The 19145-nt window shown below is 69.5% G+C and carries 18 protein-coding genes and 1 rRNA gene; 3 read left to right on the top strand and 16 right to left on the bottom strand.

Translation table 11 applies throughout. The features are described from left to right. Positions 1–64: 64 nt before the first annotated feature. From ABN034_RS14520 to ABN034_RS14510, 3 genes are all read right to left on the bottom strand, one after another. Positions 65–1438: an MFS transporter gene (locus ABN034_RS14520; RefSeq protein ID WP_349691533.1), complete on the bottom strand. Its 1374-nt coding sequence runs from the start codon at positions 1436–1438 to the stop codon at positions 65–67. A 59-nt stretch (positions 1439–1497) separates the two neighbouring features. Further along, a complete protein-coding gene (locus tag ABN034_RS14515) occupies positions 1498–2244 on the bottom strand; it encodes a 3-hydroxybutyrate dehydrogenase (RefSeq protein ID WP_349691532.1) in 747 nt (248 codons plus the stop codon). Positions 2245–2395: 151 nt separating this feature from the next. Further along, entirely contained in the window at positions 2396–4408 is a 2013-nt protein-coding gene (locus ABN034_RS14510; RefSeq protein ID WP_349691531.1) for a helix-turn-helix domain-containing protein, read from the bottom strand. Positions 4409–4601: 193 nt separating this feature from the next. Between ABN034_RS14510 and ABN034_RS14505 the strand changes: the two genes are divergently transcribed. Beyond that, a complete protein-coding gene (locus ABN034_RS14505; RefSeq protein ID WP_349332078.1) occupies positions 4602–4919 on the top strand; it encodes a DUF2087 domain-containing protein in 318 nt (105 codons plus the stop codon). Between the two features lie 32 nt (positions 4920–4951). Here ABN034_RS14505 and ABN034_RS14500 read toward each other — a convergent pair whose 3' ends face one another. The 8 genes from ABN034_RS14500 to ABN034_RS14465 all read right to left on the bottom strand — a co-directional run bounded on the left by ABN034_RS14500 (position 4952) and on the right by ABN034_RS14465 (position 13791). Next, positions 4952–5638 (bottom strand): NUDIX domain-containing protein, encoded by a 687-nt coding sequence (locus ABN034_RS14500; RefSeq protein ID WP_349691530.1) that lies wholly within the window; start codon positions 5636–5638, stop codon positions 4952–4954. After that, positions 5635–7467: a CTP synthase gene (gene pyrG, locus ABN034_RS14495; RefSeq protein ID WP_349691529.1), complete on the bottom strand. Its 1833-nt coding sequence runs from the start codon at positions 7465–7467 to the stop codon at positions 5635–5637. The genes ABN034_RS14500 and pyrG overlap by 4 nt, the downstream gene beginning before the upstream one ends. A 161-nt stretch (positions 7468–7628) precedes the next feature. Continuing rightward, complete coding sequence (locus ABN034_RS14490; RefSeq protein WP_349691528.1) at positions 7629–8198, bottom strand: phospholipase; 570 nt, start codon at positions 8196–8198, stop codon at positions 7629–7631. Between the two features lie 178 nt (positions 8199–8376). Continuing rightward, positions 8377–9372 carry a copper transporter gene (locus ABN034_RS14485; protein WP_349691527.1) on the bottom strand — a complete coding sequence of 332 codons (996 nt, stop codon included), beginning with the start codon at positions 9370–9372 and terminating at the stop codon, positions 8377–8379. Then, positions 9369–10541, bottom strand: a complete 1173-nt coding sequence (gene steA / locus ABN034_RS14480) for a putative cytokinetic ring protein SteA (protein ID WP_349691526.1) — start codon at positions 10539–10541, stop codon at positions 9369–9371. The genes ABN034_RS14485 and steA overlap by 4 nt, the downstream gene beginning before the upstream one ends. A gap of 216 nt (positions 10542–10757) precedes the next feature. Continuing rightward, on the bottom strand, positions 10758–12551 hold the full coding sequence (gene recN / locus ABN034_RS14475; RefSeq protein WP_349691525.1) for a DNA repair protein RecN: 1794 nt from the start codon (positions 12549–12551) through the stop codon (positions 10758–10760). A gap of 10 nt (positions 12552–12561) precedes the next feature. Next, the gene (locus ABN034_RS14470; protein ID WP_349691524.1) at positions 12562–13575 is read right to left on the bottom strand and encodes an NAD kinase; all 1014 of its coding nucleotides are present in this window, start codon (positions 13573–13575) and stop codon (positions 12562–12564) included. Positions 13576–13623: 48 nt separating this feature from the next. Then, on the bottom strand, positions 13624–13791 hold the full coding sequence (locus ABN034_RS14465) for a hypothetical protein (protein WP_349691523.1): 168 nt from the start codon (positions 13789–13791) through the stop codon (positions 13624–13626). Positions 13792–13845: 54 nt separating this feature from the next. Between ABN034_RS14465 and ABN034_RS14460 the strand changes: the two genes are divergently transcribed. After that, positions 13846–14109: a hypothetical protein gene (locus ABN034_RS14460; protein WP_349691522.1), complete on the top strand. Its 264-nt coding sequence runs from the start codon at positions 13846–13848 to the stop codon at positions 14107–14109. A gap of 69 nt (positions 14110–14178) precedes the next feature. Here ABN034_RS14460 and ABN034_RS14455 read toward each other — a convergent pair whose 3' ends face one another. Both ABN034_RS14455 and ABN034_RS14450 read right to left on the bottom strand, forming a co-directional pair. Then, entirely contained in the window at positions 14179–15237 is a 1059-nt protein-coding gene (locus tag ABN034_RS14455) for an HAD-IIA family hydrolase (protein WP_349691521.1), read from the bottom strand. After that, positions 15234–15668, bottom strand: coding sequence for a tetratricopeptide repeat protein (locus tag ABN034_RS14450; protein WP_349691520.1), 435 nt, complete (start codon positions 15666–15668; stop codon positions 15234–15236). Before ABN034_RS14450 ends, ABN034_RS14455 begins: the two co-directional genes overlap by 4 nt. Before the next feature lie 120 nt (positions 15669–15788). Between ABN034_RS14450 and ABN034_RS14445 the strand changes: the two genes are divergently transcribed. Next, positions 15789–17219 (top strand): DUF1015 family protein, encoded by a 1431-nt coding sequence (locus tag ABN034_RS14445; protein WP_349691519.1) that lies wholly within the window; start codon positions 15789–15791, stop codon positions 17217–17219. On the opposite strand, the gene ABN034_RS14440 is transcribed toward ABN034_RS14445, so the two are convergent. The 3 genes from ABN034_RS14440 to rrf form a co-directional block, all read right to left on the bottom strand. After that, a complete protein-coding gene (locus ABN034_RS14440) occupies positions 17216–17596 on the bottom strand; it encodes a single-stranded DNA-binding protein (protein ID WP_349691786.1) in 381 nt (126 codons plus the stop codon). The genes ABN034_RS14445 and ABN034_RS14440 overlap by 4 nt on opposite strands. Positions 17597–17796: 200 nt before the next feature. Then, positions 17797–18444 carry a hypothetical protein gene (locus ABN034_RS14435; RefSeq protein WP_349691518.1) on the bottom strand — a complete coding sequence of 216 codons (648 nt, stop codon included), beginning with the start codon at positions 18442–18444 and terminating at the stop codon, positions 17797–17799. A 630-nt stretch (positions 18445–19074) separates the two neighbouring features. Beyond that, positions 19075–19145: ribosomal RNA gene (gene rrf, locus ABN034_RS34410) — 5S ribosomal RNA — on the bottom strand; the annotation flags it as partial.

Below are 19145 nucleotides of genomic sequence, written 5' to 3'. Positions count from 1 at the left end.
ATGCCCGCCCACGCCCACGTCGTACGAACGGATATCGCGCGGCGCCCCTCGGTGTCCGGAGGGCTCAGCGGCCGTCCGCATGTGCGGAGTCCGCCGCCGGGGCCTCGGTGACGCCGGCGAGCACCCGGTCCTCGGCGAGACCGGTCCCCCGCGTCTCCCTGGTGAGCAGCACGGCGACCACCGTCAGGGCGCCCGCCCCCAGCAGGTACAACGAGACCGGAATGCTGGAGCCGAACCTCGCGAGCAACGCCAACGCGATGATGGGCGCGAGTGAACCCGCCACCACCGAGGCCAGCTGGTAACCGATCGACGCACCGCTGTAGCGGACGCTGGTGCCGAAGAGCTCGGAGAAGAACGCCGCCTGCGGTCCGTACATCGCGGCGTGCAGGACGAGACCGACCGTGATCGCGAGGGTGATCGCCGCCTGCGACCTGGTGTCGATCAGCGGAAAGAAGGCGAAACCCCACACGCCGACACCCGCGGCTCCGGCCAGGTAGAGCGGCTTGCGTCCAACCCTGTCCGACAACGCGCCGAAGAGCGGGATGACGATGAAGTGCACCGCCGACGCGACCAGGACGGCGTTGAGGGCCACCTGCCGGTCGAGACCCACGCTCTCGGTGACATAGGCAAGAACGAACGCCGTGAAGATGTAGTAGCAGACGTTCTCGGCGAACCGCGCCCCCATCGCCTGGAGCACCTCGCGCGGGTACTTCCGTACGACGTCGAGCGCCGGTGCCCGCCGCTGCACCTTGCGCGCCTCGAACTCCGCCTGCGCCTGCGTGAACAGTGGCGATTCGGTGAGGCGTAGCCGGATCCACAACCCGACGACGACGAGGATCGCGCTCAGCAGGAACGGCACTCGCCAACCCCACGTCGTGAACGCCTCGTCGGAGGTGGTCGAGGCGAGGATGAACAGCACCAGAACCGAGAGCAGGTTTCCCGCCGGAACCCCGGCCTGCGGCCAGCTCGACCAGAAGCCGCGGCGCTCCGCCGATCCGTGCTCGGCGACCATGAGCACCGCACCGCCCCACTCGCCGCCGACCGCGAATCCCTGGACCAACCGGCACAACAACAGCAGGAGCGGCGCGGCGACGCCGATCGTGGCGTACGTCGGCAACAGGCCGATGGCGAAGGTCGCCCCGCCCATCAGGAGCAGGCTCACGACCAGCATCTTCTTCCGGCCCAGCTTGTCACCGAAGTGGCCGAAGACGATCCCACCGACCGGCCGGGCAACGAAGCCGAGCGCGTAGGTGACGAATGCCAGCATCGTGCCGACGGTCGGGTCTTGTTCGGGGAAGAACAGCGTGTTGAAGACCAGGGCCGCGGCCGAGCCGTAGAGGAAGAAGTCGTACCACTCGATGGTCGTGCCGACGAGGCTCGCCATGACGACCTTGGCGAAGCTGCTGCGGGGCGCGGGAGTGCTCGCCTGGGTGGACATCGACGGTTCCTTTCCTGGACAGCAGTCGGGTCAGGACGAGGTGATGCGGACATGCAGGTTCAGCTGGCCGTCCAGCCACCGTCGAGGTGAAAGGACGATCCCGTGATCGATGCCGTGTCGGGGCCGCACAGGTAGGCGACCGTGCCAGCTACTTCGGCGGGTTCGATGAGTCGCTTGACCGGCGTACGGGCCAGCAGGACGTCGTCGACCACCTCCGCCTCGGTGATGCCGTGCGTCTCGGCCTGTGCCGCCAGCTGCCCTTCGACGAGCGGCGTACGCACATACCCGGGACACACCGTGTTGGAGGTGACGCCGCGTCCGGCGCCTTCGAGGGCGAGGACCTTAGACAGGCCTTCGAGCCCGTGTTTTGCCGCGACGTAGGCCGACTTGTACGCCGAGGCCCGGTGACCGTGGACCGAGGAGATGTGGACGAGCCGCCCCCAGCCTCGTGCGTACATGCCGGGAAGGAGGTTCTGTGCCAGCCGGAACGGGGCCTCGAGCAGCACCCGCAGGAGCAGTACGAACCGCTCGGGCGGGAACTCCTCGACCGGCGCGATGTGCTGCAGGCCGGCACTGTTGACGAGGATGTCCGCCTCCAGCGTGAGGTCGTCGAAGGCTGCCGGTTCGGCGAGGTCCAGGGCGAGGGCGGTTCCGCCGAGCTCCCCAGCCACGGCTTCCGCTCCGTCCGCGTCCCGGTCGATGACGACGATCCGGGCGCCCGCGGCGGCGAGCCGGACCGCGCAGGCCCGGCCGATCCCGCTGGCGGCACCGGTCACGGCTGCGGTCCGGCCGGACAGATCGATCACGGGGCTCCTTCGTCGGCCCATGCCCAAGGTGCTCTGCTCATTCATGACCTCACTCTCGTTCGGTGATGAATGAGCAGAAGGTAGGCGCGGCGACCCTGCGGAGGCGATGTGTCCGGGCCACACATCATGGCCCCACCCATGTGGTGGTCCGCTATCTCCCGAAGGTGACCGAGCGCAACCGCCACAGCCTGAGGGCGAGCTGGACGTCGAGAGCGCGTTCGGGCGTACGCCAGTCCCGGCCGATCAGTGCCGCGACCCGCTCCAGCCGCTGGGTGACGGTATTGGTGTGGACGTGCAGGGCCTCGGCAGCTCTCGCCGGGCTGCCACCCGCGGCGAACCACGCCTCCAGAGTCCCGGCGAGCTCGGTTCCGCGGTCGGCGTCGTAGTCGAGCAGTGGCTTGATCGTCGCCGTCAGGAAGTCCTCGATCTCCGCCGGCCCGCCGCCGAACAGCAGCCGTGCGAAGCCCAGCCCCGCCACATCCGTCGCGTCCCCTCGCCGGCCCAGCGCGAGGAGGGCGGCGAGACACCGGTGAGCATCCCGGTGAGAGTGGGCAATCCCCTCCGGACCCTTGCCTGGGCCAGCCGCGCCCACGGTCACCGTCGTCTCGAGAACCTCGGACAGCCGGTCCCGGACGATTCGAGCCATGCCGGCCGGTTGCTCGCCGGGGAGTGCGAGGACCACTGCCCCGTCGTACACCCCGCCGAGGCCGCCCTTGCCCGCCGCGAGCCGGGACGCCGCCGCGACCACCCGATGGCGTTCGACCGCGTCGGCTGCCACCACCAGCACGACGTGTGGCGCCTCGAGATCCGTGCGGTGCCTCCGCGCCCGCTCGCGGACGGTCGCCGGGTCGCGGTGTGGGTCGGAGAGAACGTCATCCAGAAGCTCGCCACGAACCCGGTCCTCGGCCTCCGCCATCGAACGCTGGAACAGCAGGAGGAGGGCCGTGACGAGGGCGCCGCGTTCCAGGATCCGGCGGTCGGCCTCGCCGAGATCGAGCGTGCGCCCGACGACGAGCGTGCCGAGGTGGTCGTTGCCCGCGACGGCGACCGCCAGCCAGGCCCGCTCACCCGTCGTCGTCGGGAGAGGCATCTCGACGCTGCGACCGCTCCGCAAGGCTTCGGTCACCGAGGCGGCGAACGTGTCGCGAGCGTGGCCAGTAGAGGTTCCGCTCGGGCCGTCCGACTGCCGGGCGGCGGAAGGGCGGCTCGGGCCGTCCGGCGGCGCGGCCCTGCTGGACATGGCCGTGAGGCCGGAAGCAGCCGCTCCGTCCCCGGCGCAGGCGATCAGATGGCCGCCAGGCTCACGGACCACGACAATGCTCCCGAGGACGTCGGCCAGCACCGAGGCCACCGCCTCCACTCCGCCCCCGTGCAGCACCACGTCGGCCAGCCGGTCGTGGGCGCTGGCGGCGAGCTCGACCGCCTCCGAATGCGCGCGTACGGTCGCGTTCGCGGCGTCCAGATCGGCGATGGCCTGCCGGATCTCCTCGAAGAGTCGGGCGTTCTCGAGTGCGATTGCCGCGTGCGCGGCGAACGATCCGAGCAGGACGACCTCTCCGGGCGGAAACGGCCGGGCGCTCCGGTTGGCGGCGAGGAGCGCACCGACGACCTTCCCGCCGAGCAGCAGGGGTACGCCGAGAATCGCGTGGATCCCCTCCTCGGCCACCGCGCTGTCGATGTAGTCGCGATGGAGGAACCGCTGGTCGGCGAAGTAGTCGTCGGTGAAGTACGGCGCCCCGGTCTGGGCGACCAACCCGAGCAGGCCCGTGCCGAGGTCCAGACGCAGTTGCTGGAACCGCGCGGACACCGACCCGTCGGTCATCCGGATGAAGGAGTCGCCGCGGTCGGGGTCGTTGAGACTGAGGTAGGTGAGGTCGGCCCCGAGCAGTTGCCTGGCGCGCCGCACGATGGCGGTGAGCACGGCGTCGACGTCCCTGATCGAGGTGAGGTCGTTGGCGGTCTCGTACAACGCGGAGAGCTCCGCCTCGCGCTGGCGCTGGCGAGCCATCTGCGCGCGCACCCGCAGCGCGATTCCGAGCTCCTGCCGGAGTCGCTGCATCTCCTCCGGACCGGCGCCATCGGTCTGGGCGTACCGCAGCTGCTCCTCGAACGCCTCGGGTGGAGCCTGCTCGTAGAGCAGCTCGACGAACGACCGGACCGCCATGGCCGGAGGCTAGTCGACCTGCGCCGGCCGCAGTAGGGTCCGGACGGTCACCGCGCGGCGCCACCCCGTGACGGGTACGTGGTCGGGCGGCGGCCGGAAAAGTCGAGCATGAACGCACTGAACGCTGCCAAACTGGGACGTGACAGCTGTTTCGCGGGGGCAGCGTCGCAGTAGGTGAAGGGAGCGCACAGCGGTGGATGTCGATGCCATCGAGCGCACGCTGGTGCCGCCAGCTGACGCCGACCAGCCCACCCAGAAGCTGTTCCGGGCGTTCGTGCACGACGGCCGGATCCACGCGATGCCGGCGAAGTACGCCCGTCGCCGGCAGCTCCTCGACCACGTGGCCCAACTGTTCGAACCCGGCGTCCGGTATCCCGAGTCGCGCGTCAACCTGATCCTGCACCAGGTCTACGACGACTACGCCGAACTGCGCAGGGCTCTCGTCGACGAAGGGTTCCTCGCCCGGGAGTACGGCATCTACTGGCGCATCGGCGGCACCGTCGACGTGTGAGGCGTCCCTGGGGAGTCGGCGAGCGACACGCCTCAGAGTGACGGATGGATGGCCGCCGCGAGCTGGTCACGCGCCGGCCATGGGGCACCGGCCGGTCGCAGCGCGTCGTAGCCGGCTCCCTGCCGCGCCGCCCAAGCGGCGAGCGCTCCCATCACGAGGGTCGGGCTTTGCAGGTCGCCTGCCATGATGCCGGCGACGATCTCCGCCAACGGAGCCCAGGACACCGGCATGTCGGCTTCTTCATGGACGCCGTTGAACCGGTCCCCCGCCGGCACATCGTCCAGGCCGCGCGCGAGGTACATCCGCAGCGCCTCGGTCGTCATGCCGGGCGAGGTGAACACGTCGACCAGCACCCGCCAGTCCCGGGCCCGGACATGCCCCTCCTCGTACAGCTCCCGCTGTGCTGCCGCAAGGTAGTCCTCACCGCGGACGTCGAGCAGGCCGGCCGGAGGTTCGTAGAGGCGGTGCCCGACCGGGTGGCGGTACTGCCGGACGAGCAGCACCCGCTCCTCGTCGTCCAGCGCGATGATGCCGACCGCGCCCGGATGGACCACGACGTCGCGGGTGAAGTGTTGGCTGGTGTCCGCGGGTCCGGCACCCACGACGTCGTCCCGGCGTACATCGACCACCCGATGCGTACGCAGGGAGTACGTCGACGAGGCGACCTGCCACTGCTCGGGTACGTCCCGCAACCCGTCCGGAACGGCCTCGTCACTCACCGGCGGGCACCGGCCTGGATCCACCCGGCGCTCGCAGCGACCCGGGCGCGTTCGCGCGCGTCGCGTTCACCGTCCACGCCTGCGCCCTCCACGCCTGCCTCCTCCACGCCTGGGCCATCCACCTCGGCGACCCGATTCCCCAGCCTGCCGTCAGGGGCGTAGGCGACCTGCACGTCGCCGACCGGGAGCTGCATCTCGCGCTGCCGGACCAGCGCCGCCTCGATCAGACCGGCGAACAGGGGATGCGGGCGGGTGGGGCGGGACCGCAGCTCCGGATGGGCCTGGGTCGCCACGAAGTACGGATGCAGGTCCGAACGCAACTCGACGAACTCCACCAGCCGGCCGTCCGGAGATGTTCCCGAGATGACCATGCCCGCGTCCTCGAGCTGCCCGCGGTAGGCGTTGTTGACCTCGTAACGGTGGCGGTGGCGCTCCTCGACGTACGGCTCGGAATAGGCCCGCCGGGTCAGCGTCCCTTCGGTGAGCTTGGCCGGATAGAGCCCGAGGCGCATGGTGCCGCCGAGATCGCCGGCGCCGGCCACGATCTCGCGCTGCTCCTCCATGGTCGCGACGACCGGATGGGAGCAGCTCGCGTCGAACTCGGTGGAGTTGGCGTCGTCGAGGCCGGCAACGTTGCGGGCGAACTCCACCACCATGCACTGCAGGCCCAGGCAGAGACCGAGGACCGGCAGGTGGTGTTCCCTGGCGTAGGTGATGGCGCCGATCTTGCCCTCCACGCCCCGCACACCGAACCCACCGGGAATGCACACCGCATCCACGTCCGCGAGATGCTTCGCCGCGCCCTCCTGCGAGGTGCACTCGTCGGAGGGCACCCAACGGATCTCGACCCGGGTGTCGTGGTGGAAACCGCCGGCGCGCAGCGCCTCCGTGACGGAGAGGTACGCATCTGGCAGGTCGATGTACTTGCCGACCAGGGCCACCGTCACCTCGTCCGCGGGATGGTGGACCCGGCGCAGCAGCTGGTCCCAGCGGGTCCAGTCCACGTCCCGGAACGGCAGGTTGAGCCGGCGGATCATGTAGGCATCCAAGCCTTCGGCGTGCAGCACCTTGGGCAGGTCGTAGATGCTCGGTACATCCGGATTCTCGATGACCGCTTCCTCGTCGACGTCGCACATCAGCGAGATCTTGCGCTTCACGCTCGACGGGAGCTCACGATTGCAGCGGCAGACGATCGCGTCTGGCTGGATGCCGATGCTTCGCAGTGCGGCGACCGAGTGTTGGGTGGGTTTGGTCTTCAACTCGCCCGACGGACCGAGGTAGGGAACGAGAGAGACGTGCAGGAAGAAGACGTTGTCGCGGCCGACGTCATGACGTACCTGGCGAGCCGCTTCGAGGAAGGGCAACGACTCGATGTCACCGACCGTGCCCCCGATCTCGGTGATCACCACGTCGACGTCAGGGCCCGCCATCGCGCGGATCCGGGCCTTGATCTCGTTGGTGATGTGCGGGATCACCTGCACGGTGTCGCCGAGGTAGTCGCCGCGGCGTTCCTTCGCGATGACGCTCGAGTAGACCTGTCCGGTCGTGACATTGGCGCTGCGACCGAGGTCGACGTCGAGGAAACGTTCGTAGTGGCCGATGTCGAGATCGGTCTCGGCACCGTCACCGGTGACGAAGACCTCCCCATGCTGGAACGGGTTCATCGTTCCGGGGTCGACGTTGAGGTAGGGGTCGAGCTTCTGCATCGTCACCCGCAGACCGCGAGCCTTGAGCAGGTTGCCCAGGCTCGAAGCGGTGAGGCCCTTGCCGAGGGAGGAGGCGACGCCTCCGGTGACGAACACGTGCCTGGTCGGCGATGAGGCTGCCAAAGCAAACTCCCCGTGGTCTGATCGAGCCGGAGACCCGGGCGGAATCCGACTAGCTCCACGGGCTTTCAGCCTATCAACGACCGTCCAGGAGACGACACACCACGCCGGGCGGCTACCACATCGAGCCCACAGTCCGACCGTATGGGCCCCTCCCCGCCGCGCTACCCCGCGGCCGCCGCCATCGCCCGGCCCTTGGCGAGCATCGCCCGCGCCCGGTCGAGGTCACTCTGCTTCACCGCGTCGAGGGAACCGAACTCCCGTACCGCCTGGTAGTAGGTCCATGCCAGGCTGTAACAGGCAGGCTGTGCCCACCATGACTCGCCCGCGCAGACCGCAGACATATCGGCATAGAACGCCTCGTCCACCCGGTCCTTGTTCTCGGCGAAGATCCCCTCGAGCCTGAAGTTGCGGTAGCCGAAGTCATGGCGAGCACACGACGACTCGAAGCCGAAACCGAACGGGTTGTCCGGGCTGAACGTGCACAGGTCGGTCGACCAGTCGAAGGCGTACTCGACCCAGGCACCCTGATCGGCGTTCGCCACCGACCAGCTCAGGCGGCTGTCCGCCGTCGGTTGGGTCCAACTGGCGAGCACCCCGAGGCGCACCTCCTGCGGCACCGCCCCGGCAGGGACGGCGAACGCGACGAGCAGGACGAAGGTAGACACCATGCCGAGACCCAGCCGTGCGAGGGCACGGGACCGGCGGGTCGGGGCGAAACGGCGAACATCCATGCGGGCCTCCCGGACCGTTCCTCTCCCGAAGCACGACGAAGCAACGGAGCTGATCAGCCGCCGAACACCGACATTGTGGGTGTTTGCGGCGAACGCCGGAAGACGGGCGAGCCCTCCGGAAGGCCAACAACGACCGTCCTACCGGCCACGAGCTGGGGTAACGACGCTCATGGCCAGCTCAGGCACCAGAGCCCTCGGGCGCCTTCGGGAGCGCGCCGTCGGTCGTTCCGACCGCTCCGTAGTGGCCGGCACCGCCCCGCCGTTGCTCGACCAGCGCCCACACGATCGCGACCTGGCCGCTCGGGAGATCGGCCACATCGACCGACGACACATCAGCACTGGCGCGGCTGTCCTCGCGAAGGCTGGCGAGCACGCCCTGCTCGCCTTCGGCGGCCGACGTCTCACCGGCCATCACCACCCCCTGACCGGCGTCGTCGAGCGAGCGGGCCAGCGCGACCCAAGCCGCATTCGCCGGCGTATCGGCCATTGCCGCCTCGTTCACCACGGCGTCGCGCACCCTAGGGCTGGCACCGGCGGTCGCTGGCGGGGCGACGACGACGGCGAAGCTCGCCCGCGCCAGGCTCGCCGGGGCATCGACGAGCCCACCCTCCCCGAACGCACCTACGACCGTCGCGGTGGCGGCATCTCCGCGGCCGGGGGCTCCGTCGTCGTCGGTGACCAGGGCCCGTGCGAGCACGCTGCCTGCCTGTTCGTACGCCGAACCGGCGGCGGTCGCCGGCGCCACCCGACCGGTGGCAAGGCGGCCCGCGAGGTCCTCGAGGAACTGTCGCTCGCTCGGATCCGCCCACTTCGGCCGCACCTGCACAGTGCCGGTCACGCCGCCACCGGCCGCGGCCACGATGCCCTCGACATCCTTCACCACCGCGGTGTCCGCGCCCGGCAACGCGACGAGCACGACGTCCTGCCCGGTGAGCTGCCCGCGCACCAGGTTCGGGGCCAGGTCCTTGGCGAAGGTGTCGCGGTACCTGTCGACCTGTTGGAGCTGGCTGATCCTCCCGCGGAGGTCGTCCTTCTCGCGGCCCACCTGGCGCAGGTCCGAACGCAACTCCTGGTCAAGGTCACCCCGAAACGGTCCCGCACCCAGGGCGACGCCGACCGCGAGGGCGAGAAACACCCCGGTCATCGACACCAGGAAGTAGCGGAAGTCGATCACCCGCGCATCCGTTCCCAGCCTGCGGTCGACCATGCCCAGCCGGAAGCGAGCCAGTCCTGGGCCATGGGTGTCGCCGCCAACGCCACCAGCAGGGCGAGCAATCCGGCGATCACGAGAAGGACGATGTGCCAGGTCTGGACGCGGCTCTGACACAGCTCGCCGGCGGCCTTGGCGTCGACGAGTTTCGCGCCGGCCCGAAGTCTGGTGAGCAAAGTGCTGGGCGCACCCGAACGACCGCGATCGAGCAGGTCGAGCAGTGACGCACTCGTGCCAGCGACGACGATGAGGCGGGCGCCCTTGGCGTCGGCCAGCAACACCGCGAGGTCCTCGCTCGCTCCAGGGGCGTCGAATACGCGCGAGTCCAGGCCGATGCGTTCCAGCCGGTCGGTACCAGCGGTACTGCCGTCACGGTCGCCCTGCACCACGAGCTCAGCCCCGCACCGCAGAGCACCGTCGGGTACCAACTCCATGTCGCCGACGATGATGTCTGGCGTGTGCCCTGCCGCCAGCAGCGAGTCCGCGCCACCGTCCACGCCGATGAGGACTGGCCGGTACTCGCGGATGTACGCCCGCAGTCTGGCGAGGTCCTCGCTGATCTCAGCACCACGGACGGCGATGAGGACATGCCTGCCCGCCAGCCGGGTGTCGATGTCGGGGACCCCGACGCTCTCGAGCAGCAGGTCGTGGTTTCGCCGCAGGTGTTCGATCGTGTCCGCGGTGAACGCCTCGAGCTGGGCGACCAGACCGGTCCGTGCGGCGGCAGTCGCCTTCTCGATCGAGCTGGCGGTCTGCTCGACGCCGAACGCGACCTGCAGGTCGCCGTGGAACAGGGCCGGACCGTCCAGGCGCACCATGTCCCCGTCGGAGACCCGGCCGAACACGCCCATGCCGGCGCCGTCGACGAGTGGAATCCCGGCCGCGACGAGGACACCGGGGCCGAGATTGGGATAGCGACCGCTGATCGACGGGGCGGCGTTGACCACCGCGGCTACACCAGCGGCGACCATGGCCTCAGCGGCCACCCGGTCGAGGTCGACATGACGGAGCACGGCGACGTCGCCGGGCCTGAGCCGTTTAAGGAGCTGGTCGACGCGACTGTCGAGCCTGGCTGGGCCACTGACACCAGGGAGTCGAACAGGTCGGGTGCGACGCAAAGTGGGGAGTCTCATGGCGTCGAGATGTTGCCACCCGATCGCTCTTTGTGTCTGCATTACTACGCAAAGTCTCATCTTCTGTGGACTCGCTCGCGTGCCGGTTGGCCAACCAGCCGTATCGGTTGGCCAACCGGGAGTCGGCAGCTCGGCGCCGAACTACATCACCGCAGCCACCACCGGCAGGTCCACCCGCAGTTCCACCTCGCTCCGGGACACACCGGGACACCCGCCTCAGCTCGAGGCGGCCGCCGCCCGATCGGCCGCCGCCGTGGCGAGAAGTTCTTCGGCATGGGCGCGGGCGCTCGCGGAGTCGTCCAGGCCTGCCAACATCCTGGCCAGCTCCTCGACCCGACCCGATGCGTCGAGGTCGGTGAGTCCGCTGCGGGTGACCGATCCGTCGCTGGCTTTGCGTACGACATAGTGCCGGTCCGCGAATGCTGCCACCTGCGGAAGGTGCGTCACCACGATGACCTGGGAGGTGCGGGCGAGCATCGCCAGGCGGCGGCCGATCTCCACTGCGGCCCGACCGCCGACGCCGGCGTCCACCTCGTCGAAGACGAACGTCGGTACGCCTCCGACTCCGGCGAACACCACCTCGACGGCCAGCATCACCCGCGAGAGCTCGCCGCCCGACGCGCCACGCTGGACAGGACGGGCTGGCGCACCAGGGTGAGGGCTCAGCCGGAGCTCCACATCGTCGACACCGTGCGGGCCGTAGGCGACGTGCCGTCCTTCCACCACCAGACCCGGTCGCCCCGAACCGGGCCGGTCTGATTCGCTGGAGTCGACTTCGGCGATCTCGGTCTGGGTGACCTCGGCGGTGACCACGGCGTGTGGCATCGCCAAGGCGCTGAGCTCAGCCGTCACGGCAGTGCCGAGGCGCTCGCCGGCTGCCATGCGCGCCGCGCTGATCCTCCCAGCCAGGTCGGCCAACTCTCCGAGCAGCTGGTCCCGCTCCTGCCGGAGCGCGTCGATCCGGTCGTCGGACCCGTCGAGCTCGGCGAGTCGTTCGGCGGCGGTGCGGGCCCAGTCGAGGACGTCATCGACCGTATCGCCGTACTTGCGGGTCAGCGCGATCAGCGCCGCCCGTCGTTCGCTGACTGCCTGGAGGCGGGCCGGGTCGGTGTCGATGCTCGTGGCGTACGAAGCGAGATCGGCCCCGGCGTCGACCACGAGGGCGACCGCCTCGGCGAGTCGGGTCGACACGGCAGCGAGGTCGGGATCGTGCACGCCGGCGCCGTCGAGCACCTTGCGGGCTCGTGCGATCTGCGATGACGCGTCGACCGGTTCGGCGGCCGGATCGTCACCACCGACCAGCGCGGTGTGGGCTTCCTCGGCCGCGCCGCGGAGCGCGTCGGCGTGCGCGAGCCGACTCTCCTCGGCAGCCAACGCCTCGTCCTCGCCCGGCTGCGGATCGGCGGCCTCGACCTCCTCGAGCCCGAAGCGCAGACGGTCGGCCTCCTGCGCCCGATCGCGCGCCCGTTTCACGAGGTCGTCGAGCTCGGCCGACACGGCTGCCAAGCGTTGGTAGCGCTCGCGATAGACCGCAAGCGGCTTCTCGACATCAGAACCGGCGTAGCGGTCGAGGATCTCCCGCTGCCGGGCCGGCCGCAGCAGGCGCATCTGGTCGGACTGACCATGTAATGCCACGAGATCTTCGGCGAGTTCGGCCAGCAGTCCGGCCGGGACCCCGGCACCGCCGGCATAGGCACGGGAGCGGCCGTCACGGGAGACGGTCCGCATGATGATGAGAGTGTCGTCGTCGAGCTCGGCGCCGGCGTCGGTCGCACGTTGCGCCACCGCGGACCCGCCGGGACATCGGACTCGTCCCTCGACGACGGCGCGCTTTCCACCGGGGCGAACCAGGCCGGCGTCCGCCCGCCCGCCGAGCAGCAGGGACAAGCCACTGACAACCATCGTCTTGCCGGCGCCGGTCTCGCCGGTGACGACGGTGAACCCGGCGTCGAGTTCGAGCTCGGCGTCTTCGATGACGCCGAGTCCCTGTATCCGGATCTCCTCCAGCATCGTCGGCACTCTACGCCGTGGGACCGACGTCATGGCTGTCCTGCTTCGCGGTGCGGGTTCTCGCCACTTCCTCGTCGGGATGGGTTCGCCAGCTCCGTCCTCGCCATCCGTGCACCGGTAGGTCGAACTTCGCGACCAACCGGTCGGTGAACGGGCCGTGATGGAGCCTGGCCAGTCGAACGGAGTGCTCACCCCGGCGTACCTCGATCCGCGCACCAGGGCGGATCTCCTCCGTACGCCTGCCGTCACACCACAGCACCGCCGGCACGGTGTTGCGTGGGAGCAACTCCACCGCGATCACCGAGCGTGGCGACACCACGAGCGGCCTCGCGAACAGGGCATGCGCACTCAGGGGGACCACCAGCAGCGCTTCCACCTCAGGCCACACGATCGGCCCACCCGCCGAGAACGCATAGGCGGTGGAACCGGTCGGCGTCGCCGCGACGATGCCGTCGCCGCCCCAACGCGACAGCGGACGCCCGTCGACCTCGACGACGAGTTCGAGCATCCGTTCTCGCGCCGACTTCTCCACGCTGGCGTCGTTGAGCGCCCAGTCCTGGGCGATGACGATGCCGTCCTGGGTCACCGTCACGTCCAGGGTCATCCGTTCTTCCACGGCGTACCTTCGATGGACCACGTGGTCGATGGTGACGTCGAGGTCGTCACGCTCGGACTCGGCCAGGAACCCCACGTGGCCGAGGTTGACGCCCAACACAGGGGTACGGGAGGCCCGGGCGACCTCGGCCCCGCGCAGGATCGTTCCGTCGCCGCCGAGCACCATCACGATCTCGCAACCCTCGGCGGCATCGGCCGAGACGTCGGTGACCTCCGCGTCCGGAATCCCGAGGTCGGCGGCATCCGGCGCCAGGACCCGCACCTCGATCCCCGCCCGGCGCAGGCGGCCGGCGGCATCCCGTGCAACCTCGATCGCCTCCGGGCGTCCGGTGTGAGCGACGAGCAGCACGCGGCGGGGGTTGCCTCCGCTCACGGTCGTGGTCCCTTCGTGCGTACGACGGTGCCGCATCCGACTGTCTCGTCGACGGTGATGTCGCGCGGGTCGCCGGCGGGTGGGTCAGGAGGTTCCGGCCGGATCCTCATGACCTTCTCCGGCCGCCACGAGGGTCTCGTGCAGCCTGCGGTGCGCGTCTTCGTAGATGTGGACGTGCTCGCCCGGTGGCAGGCCGTCGAGTTCACTGAGCCGGTCGAGGACGGCGTCGACGTCGTCCCTGCCGGTCGGCATGTAGCCAGGAAAGGTCTCGTCGTCACCGTGCGCCGCGGCTTGAGGTTCAGCGCCGTGTTCAGGTTCAGCGCCGTGTTCAGCCGCGCGTTCCTCGCTCTCCGCCGGATGGTCGACCACCGACTCCACGACCGCGCGACCACTCTCCACGCTGAACGAATCGTCGCTCGGGTCAGCGAGTGCGCCAAACCGCTCGACTTCCGCATCGGTCTCTGGTCCTACCTGGCCGAACTCCTGGTGTTCCACCTGGCCCGCTTCTCCCCTTCGATCTGCGTACGAGTGTTGACCTGCGTGCCCACCCTGGGGCTCCCGTCTCTCTGACGGGCTGATGGGTGGCGCCCCTCACAGGCGACCATGCATCGACGGCGAGCCCACGCCACGGACACTAACTCATCGCTTCGCGTCCTTTTCCAGACCTTCGAGGACCTCGGCCGCGTCGACCCGCGCCGGATCGCCGCTGGCCCACACGGCCGCCAGGACCGCGCGCGCGGCGTCGAGGGGATCGCCGTCGCCGGTGAGCCGCGGGTGGAGGGTGTCAGCACCTTGACGCACGAGTTCGACCCGCCAGCCCCCGCAGGTCGTCCCATCAGGTCCGACCACGGGAGACGGGTGTGGGACGAACATGCCATCGAGATCCCGGGAGATGTAGGTCGGCCGCCGATGCGGCGGTGCCGTCTCCAAGTCCACCAAGCTGGTCACGCCGGTGAGCACCAGCAGGCTGGGCAGCCCGGCTTTATGCGCCCCTTCGATGTCGGTGTCGAGCCGGTCACCGATGACAAGCGGCCGGTCAGCGCCGGAACTCACGACCGCCTCGAGGAACAGCGGCGGCTCCGGCTTGCCGGCGACGACGGGACTCCTGCCGGTCGCTATCCGGATCACCTCGACCAATGCCCCATTGCCGGGGGCGAGACCATCGTCGGTCGGGAGCGTGCGGTCGACGTTCGAGGCGATCCAGGGCAGATCGGATGCGAGGGCGTAGGCCCCTTCCGCGAGCTGGCGCCATCCGACATCTGGGTGGAAGCCCTGCACGACCGCGGCCGGAGCGTCCGTGGCGGAGAACACCGGAACAAGGCCACGCTCGGACAACGCGACTGACAGACCCTCTCCACCGACGACGAGGACCCGCGAACCGGCGGGTACCCGGTCGGCGACCAGGTGAGCCGCGGCTTGTGCTGACGTCACGACGTCGGCCGCGGTGGCGGGAACCCCCACCCGCTGGAGATGTTCGCTCACGGCATCAGGCGTACGGGATGCGTTGTTCGTGACGAATCTGACCTTCATGCCGAGCTTACGGACCCTGCCCAGTGCCTCCGGCGCCCCCGCCACCGGCTCGTCACCGACGTAGACGACGCCGTCGAGATCAAACAGACCTACGTCATGACCCTGAACCAGCGCCTCACCTGCCGCGGACAGCGGGGGCGGAGCGGAACTCGATGCCGACCTGCTCACGCCTGACCTCCACGGGCCTGCAACGTCGCCCGCACCTGGCGGAGTGCCTGGGCGTAGTGCCGAGCACTTGGTTGCATCGCCGCGGCCATCGCGAGGTGAGGCGCGGCCGCATGGTGATCGCCGAGTCGGCTGAGCGCGAGTCCCAGCCCGAACTGTGCGTAGTCATCGGAAGGATCCTGCTCGACGAGCGCGGCGAACATCTCGGCCGAGTCCGAGTAGCGCCGGGAGTTGAACTGGGCCCGTGCCAGAGCCTCGCGAATGGACTTCGAGGTGGGTTCGGCCTCATGCGCATGGGACAGAATCTGTGCCGCGGCAGCCACATCTCCGGATCCGAGCAGGTCGAGGCCCCGGCGATACCAGTCGTAGACGCCACCAGTCGGCCGGCCCGCCGGACTCTCGACGTGACCCGACGTCGTGTCGCTGTCATCCACAATGTCCTCCCCATCCACGGCTTCTCCTGCCGCGTGCACCTAAGGCAGCCGGCCGACGGCCGCTCCGCGCGTATCCCCATCGGGTACGCGAACAGGGCTCGGCCTCCTACCATGCCCAGCGTGACTGATGCCGCCCCCGGACGCCGCCCGCTCGTGCTCAAAGCCTTCCGCGGCCTGCGATACTCGCCTGCTCTTGTGTCGGACCTCGCGTCGGTCACCTCACCGCCGTACGACACTCTCGACGACGACGCGATCGCCGCCCTCGAGGCGGCAGAGCCCTACAACATCGTCCGAATCATCCTTCCACGCCCCAGCAAACACCCTGCGCACAGCGGCGCGCCGACCGATGTCGGCGCCGCCCAGCGGCCCGCCGCGACTCCCCGAAACCAGGCCTTTCCGGACGTACGGGCCGACGAGGGTCGCTACGACCATGCGCGTGACCTCTTCATCCAGTGGCGCCGCGAGGGAGTGGTGGTCCCTGACGACACACCGGCGCTGTATGTCTACGAACAGGATCTCGATCTCACGGTTCCTCTCCAGGAGCCCTCGGCCCATGTGCAGGAGGCCACTTCGCGCCGGCGTTCCCCATCGGACCGAACGCAGCGACGAGTCGTCCTGCGCGGCCTGCTCGGCGCCGTTGCCCTGCGGGCCTATGACGAGCAGGTGATCCTTCCTCACGAGGATGTGCTCCCCGGACCTGTCGGCGACCGGCTCGCTCTGATGCGCGTCTGTGCGGCGAACTTCGAGCCAATCCTCCTCGCGTACGACGGGGACGGTCAGGCGTCGGCACTCGTCGACGCCGCCACGACGGCAGAGCCGTTGGTCGATGCCCTGGCCCCGGATGGCACCGGCCATCGGATCTGGCGGCTGGACGACCCCGCCCACCTCGCCGCGATCGCGGCCGACCTCGCTCCGCGGCAGGCGCTGATCGCCGACGGCCATCACAGGTACGCCGCCTACCTACGTCTCCAGGCCGAACGCCACGCCGGCGGCGCAGGTGAAGGGCCATGGGACAACGGCCTGGCACTCCTGGTCGACCACCGCACGCATCCGCTCGAACTTCGCGCCATCCACCGTCTGGTCACCGGACTCACTATGCAGGAGGTGGCCGACCGCGTGGCACCTCAGGTTGAGGTCCTCGCGTACGGCGGCGACAGCTCGGCAGCTCGGGAGGCGCTCGCAGGCTGCCGGGCCGCGGCACACGGATTCCTGCTGACCGACGGGAGCGCCTGGATGCTCCTGCGTGTTCCCCTCCGCAGCGAGCCCACGTCAGCTACCCCTCCGGCGCTCGACACCGAGATCCTGCACGAACTCATCCTCGGCCACCTCCTGCGCATTCCGGAGGACCGGATCAGATACGTGCACGACGCCGGTTCCGCGATTCAGGCGGCCCGAGCTGACGAGGACACGGTGGCGGTCTTGCTCAATCCCGTGGATCTCACCCGGGTCCAGCAGGTCGCCCGCCACGGCGGGCGCATGCCGCGAAAGTCGACGTCGTTCGGGCCGAAGCCACGGACCGGCTTCGTCATGCGGAGTTTCGATGAGGGTTAGACGACCTGGCGCGCACCACCGTCCTGACCATCGACATTGCGGCTTTCGGCAGGTGGTCGCGCACCGTCGGCCGTCGCGCAGATCAGCCGTGCACGCTGGACCTCCACCTCGTAACGACTGACGGTCCCAGCCTCCGTCCGCCGGAACCGGCGCCGCAACGCGCCGACGACCTCGACGACATCGCCGAGCTCCCACCGTCGCATCTCGTCATGCCACTGCTCGGACCACGCCACACAGTCGATGGCGTCGATCCTCGCAGTGCGGCCGTGCAGCGATTCCGGATCACGCTCCACAACGATGCGTACGCCGCTCACGATGTCCCCAGTGGGAAGTTCACGCCGGGTGGCGCACATGGACACCCTGCCCACCAGGAGCACCTCGTTACGGTGCGCAGTGAGTGACCGATCTTCCAGCGTCAATGGGCTCACCTCCGTCAAGAATTCAAGGTGATCCCACTCTCGTACCTACGTGGCAAGGATCCCGGAACTCTCAGGCCGCCTGTGGAGAACCTCGCCGATTCTGTTGCTGTGGACAGAAAGTGCACTCCGTCCCACGGGTAGCGCAACGAGTGCACCCGCTACTGGAGCGCCGTTCGACGTTCGTCAGCGTCGGTCTCGGTGTCGACGTCTGCGGCCGCAGCTCGCGCGAACCACTCGGCGGCCTCCTCGCGGCGGTCCAGTTCCTGCAGGACATCCGCATACGCATAACGAAGCCTCGCTACAGAGGTGCCGATCGCCTGGCTGTGCAGATCCGGTACGTCGAGCAGACCCAAGGCGGCACCTGGCTGGCCGAGATCGCGTCGCGCCCCTGCCTCCACGATCAGAAGCTCGACTCTCGTCGCGTGATCGAGGCAGGCCCGCTCGACACTTGCGGCAAGCTCCAAGGCGCGTTCGGGCCGGCCCAGTCCGCGTTCGCTGTCCGCCATGACGGGCGCGTAGTGCTCGCTCCCCGTCATCCGGCGTGCCGCTCGTAGCTCGGCCAGCGCTTGCTCGAAGTGTCCAGCCGCGTAGGCGGCATACCCACAGGCCTCTCGAACGACGCCCAGTCGGTAGCCCTCCCGCCGAGCGGCCATCGCATGCGCCAGAGCGGTTTCAGGGTCGTCATCAAGCAGTTGGCCCGCGGCGACGAGGTGCCGTGCGACCCGTTCCGCAGCTGGTCGGGTCAGGGTGCCTAGCTCGCTGCGTACCGCGGAGTCAAGCTCCAGACCGGTGATGCCATCCGGCACCGTCGGACCAGGATCGGGAGCTGGCCGTGCAGGTGCGCCACCCCCCGTTCGCCCGGTTCGCCGCTCTGCTGGCCGTTTGCTGGGGCCGCCCGCCTTGCCCGACCGTTGCTCTCGGCGATCTCCGCCCGGCTTTCCCGCCCGAGAACCCCGCATGGTCCCGCCGCCGGAACGCTCCGGCGCTCCCTGCGAACGACCCGGACTTCCCTGCGAACGACCCTGCCCGCGGCGATCGTCACCGGACCGGGATGAGCGACCCGAAGGTTCGCCAGTCCTCGACCGACCCCAGCCTTCCCGGGCCCGCCGCGGAGCCGCCCCGCCGCCCTCAGCGGGCTTATCTGTCCGCTCTGTACGCCCGGAGCCCGACGGCCGCCTAGGGTGCCCCCGGTCGGAAGACCGGCTGTCCTTGGACGGCCGTCCCTTCGCAGAGCGGCGATCCTCCGGTTTACCGCGCTTCCGGTCCGGCCGCTTGCGCTGTCGATCGTCACGGCCATCATCGCCGCTGCCATCGCGTCGCGACCGCTCACCCATTCCGTTCGTTCCTCCAAGCCTGCGACACTGCCGAACACCGTACATACCTCAGGACGCAAGAAGAGGGCCGCCCTGGTGGGTGGCCCTCTTCTTGTGTGTGGTGTCCGGCGGTGTCCTACTCTCCCACAGGGTGGCCCCTGCAGTACCATCGGCGCTGGAGGGCTTAACTTCCG

Origin of the sequence: Actinopolymorpha sp. B11F2 (genome assembly GCF_040195635.1) — a bacterium.
Classification (GTDB): Bacteria; Actinomycetota; Actinomycetes; order Propionibacteriales; family Actinopolymorphaceae; genus Thermasporomyces.
The sequence above is the reverse complement of the archived record's forward strand: the minus strand, read 5'-3'. Positions and strand labels throughout refer to the sequence as shown.

Bases quoted from the DNA above. Each gene is read 5' to 3' on its own strand.
- ABN034_RS14520 (WP_349691533.1), bottom strand. From the start codon at position 1,438: ATGTCCACCCAGGCGAGCACTCCCGCGCCCCGCAGCAGCTTCGCCAAG.
- ABN034_RS14510 (WP_349691531.1), bottom strand. From the start codon at position 4,408: ATGGCGGTCCGGTCGTTCGTCGAGCTGCTCTACGAGCAGGCTCCACCC.
- ABN034_RS14490 (WP_349691528.1), bottom strand. From the start codon at position 8,198: ATGGATGTTCGCCGTTTCGCCCCGACCCGCCGGTCCCGTGCCCTCGCA.
- steA (WP_349691526.1), bottom strand. From the start codon at position 10,541: ATGAGACTCCCCACTTTGCGTCGCACCCGACCTGTTCGACTCCCTGGT.
- recN (WP_349691525.1), bottom strand. From the start codon at position 12,551: ATGCTGGAGGAGATCCGGATACAGGGACTCGGCGTCATCGAAGACGCC.
- ABN034_RS14470 (WP_349691524.1), bottom strand. From the start codon at position 13,575: ATGCGGCACCGTCGTACGCACGAAGGGACCACGACCGTGAGCGGAGGC.
- ABN034_RS14465 (WP_349691523.1), bottom strand. From the start codon at position 13,791: ATGCCGACCGGCAGGGACGACGTCGACGCCGTCCTCGACCGGCTCAGT.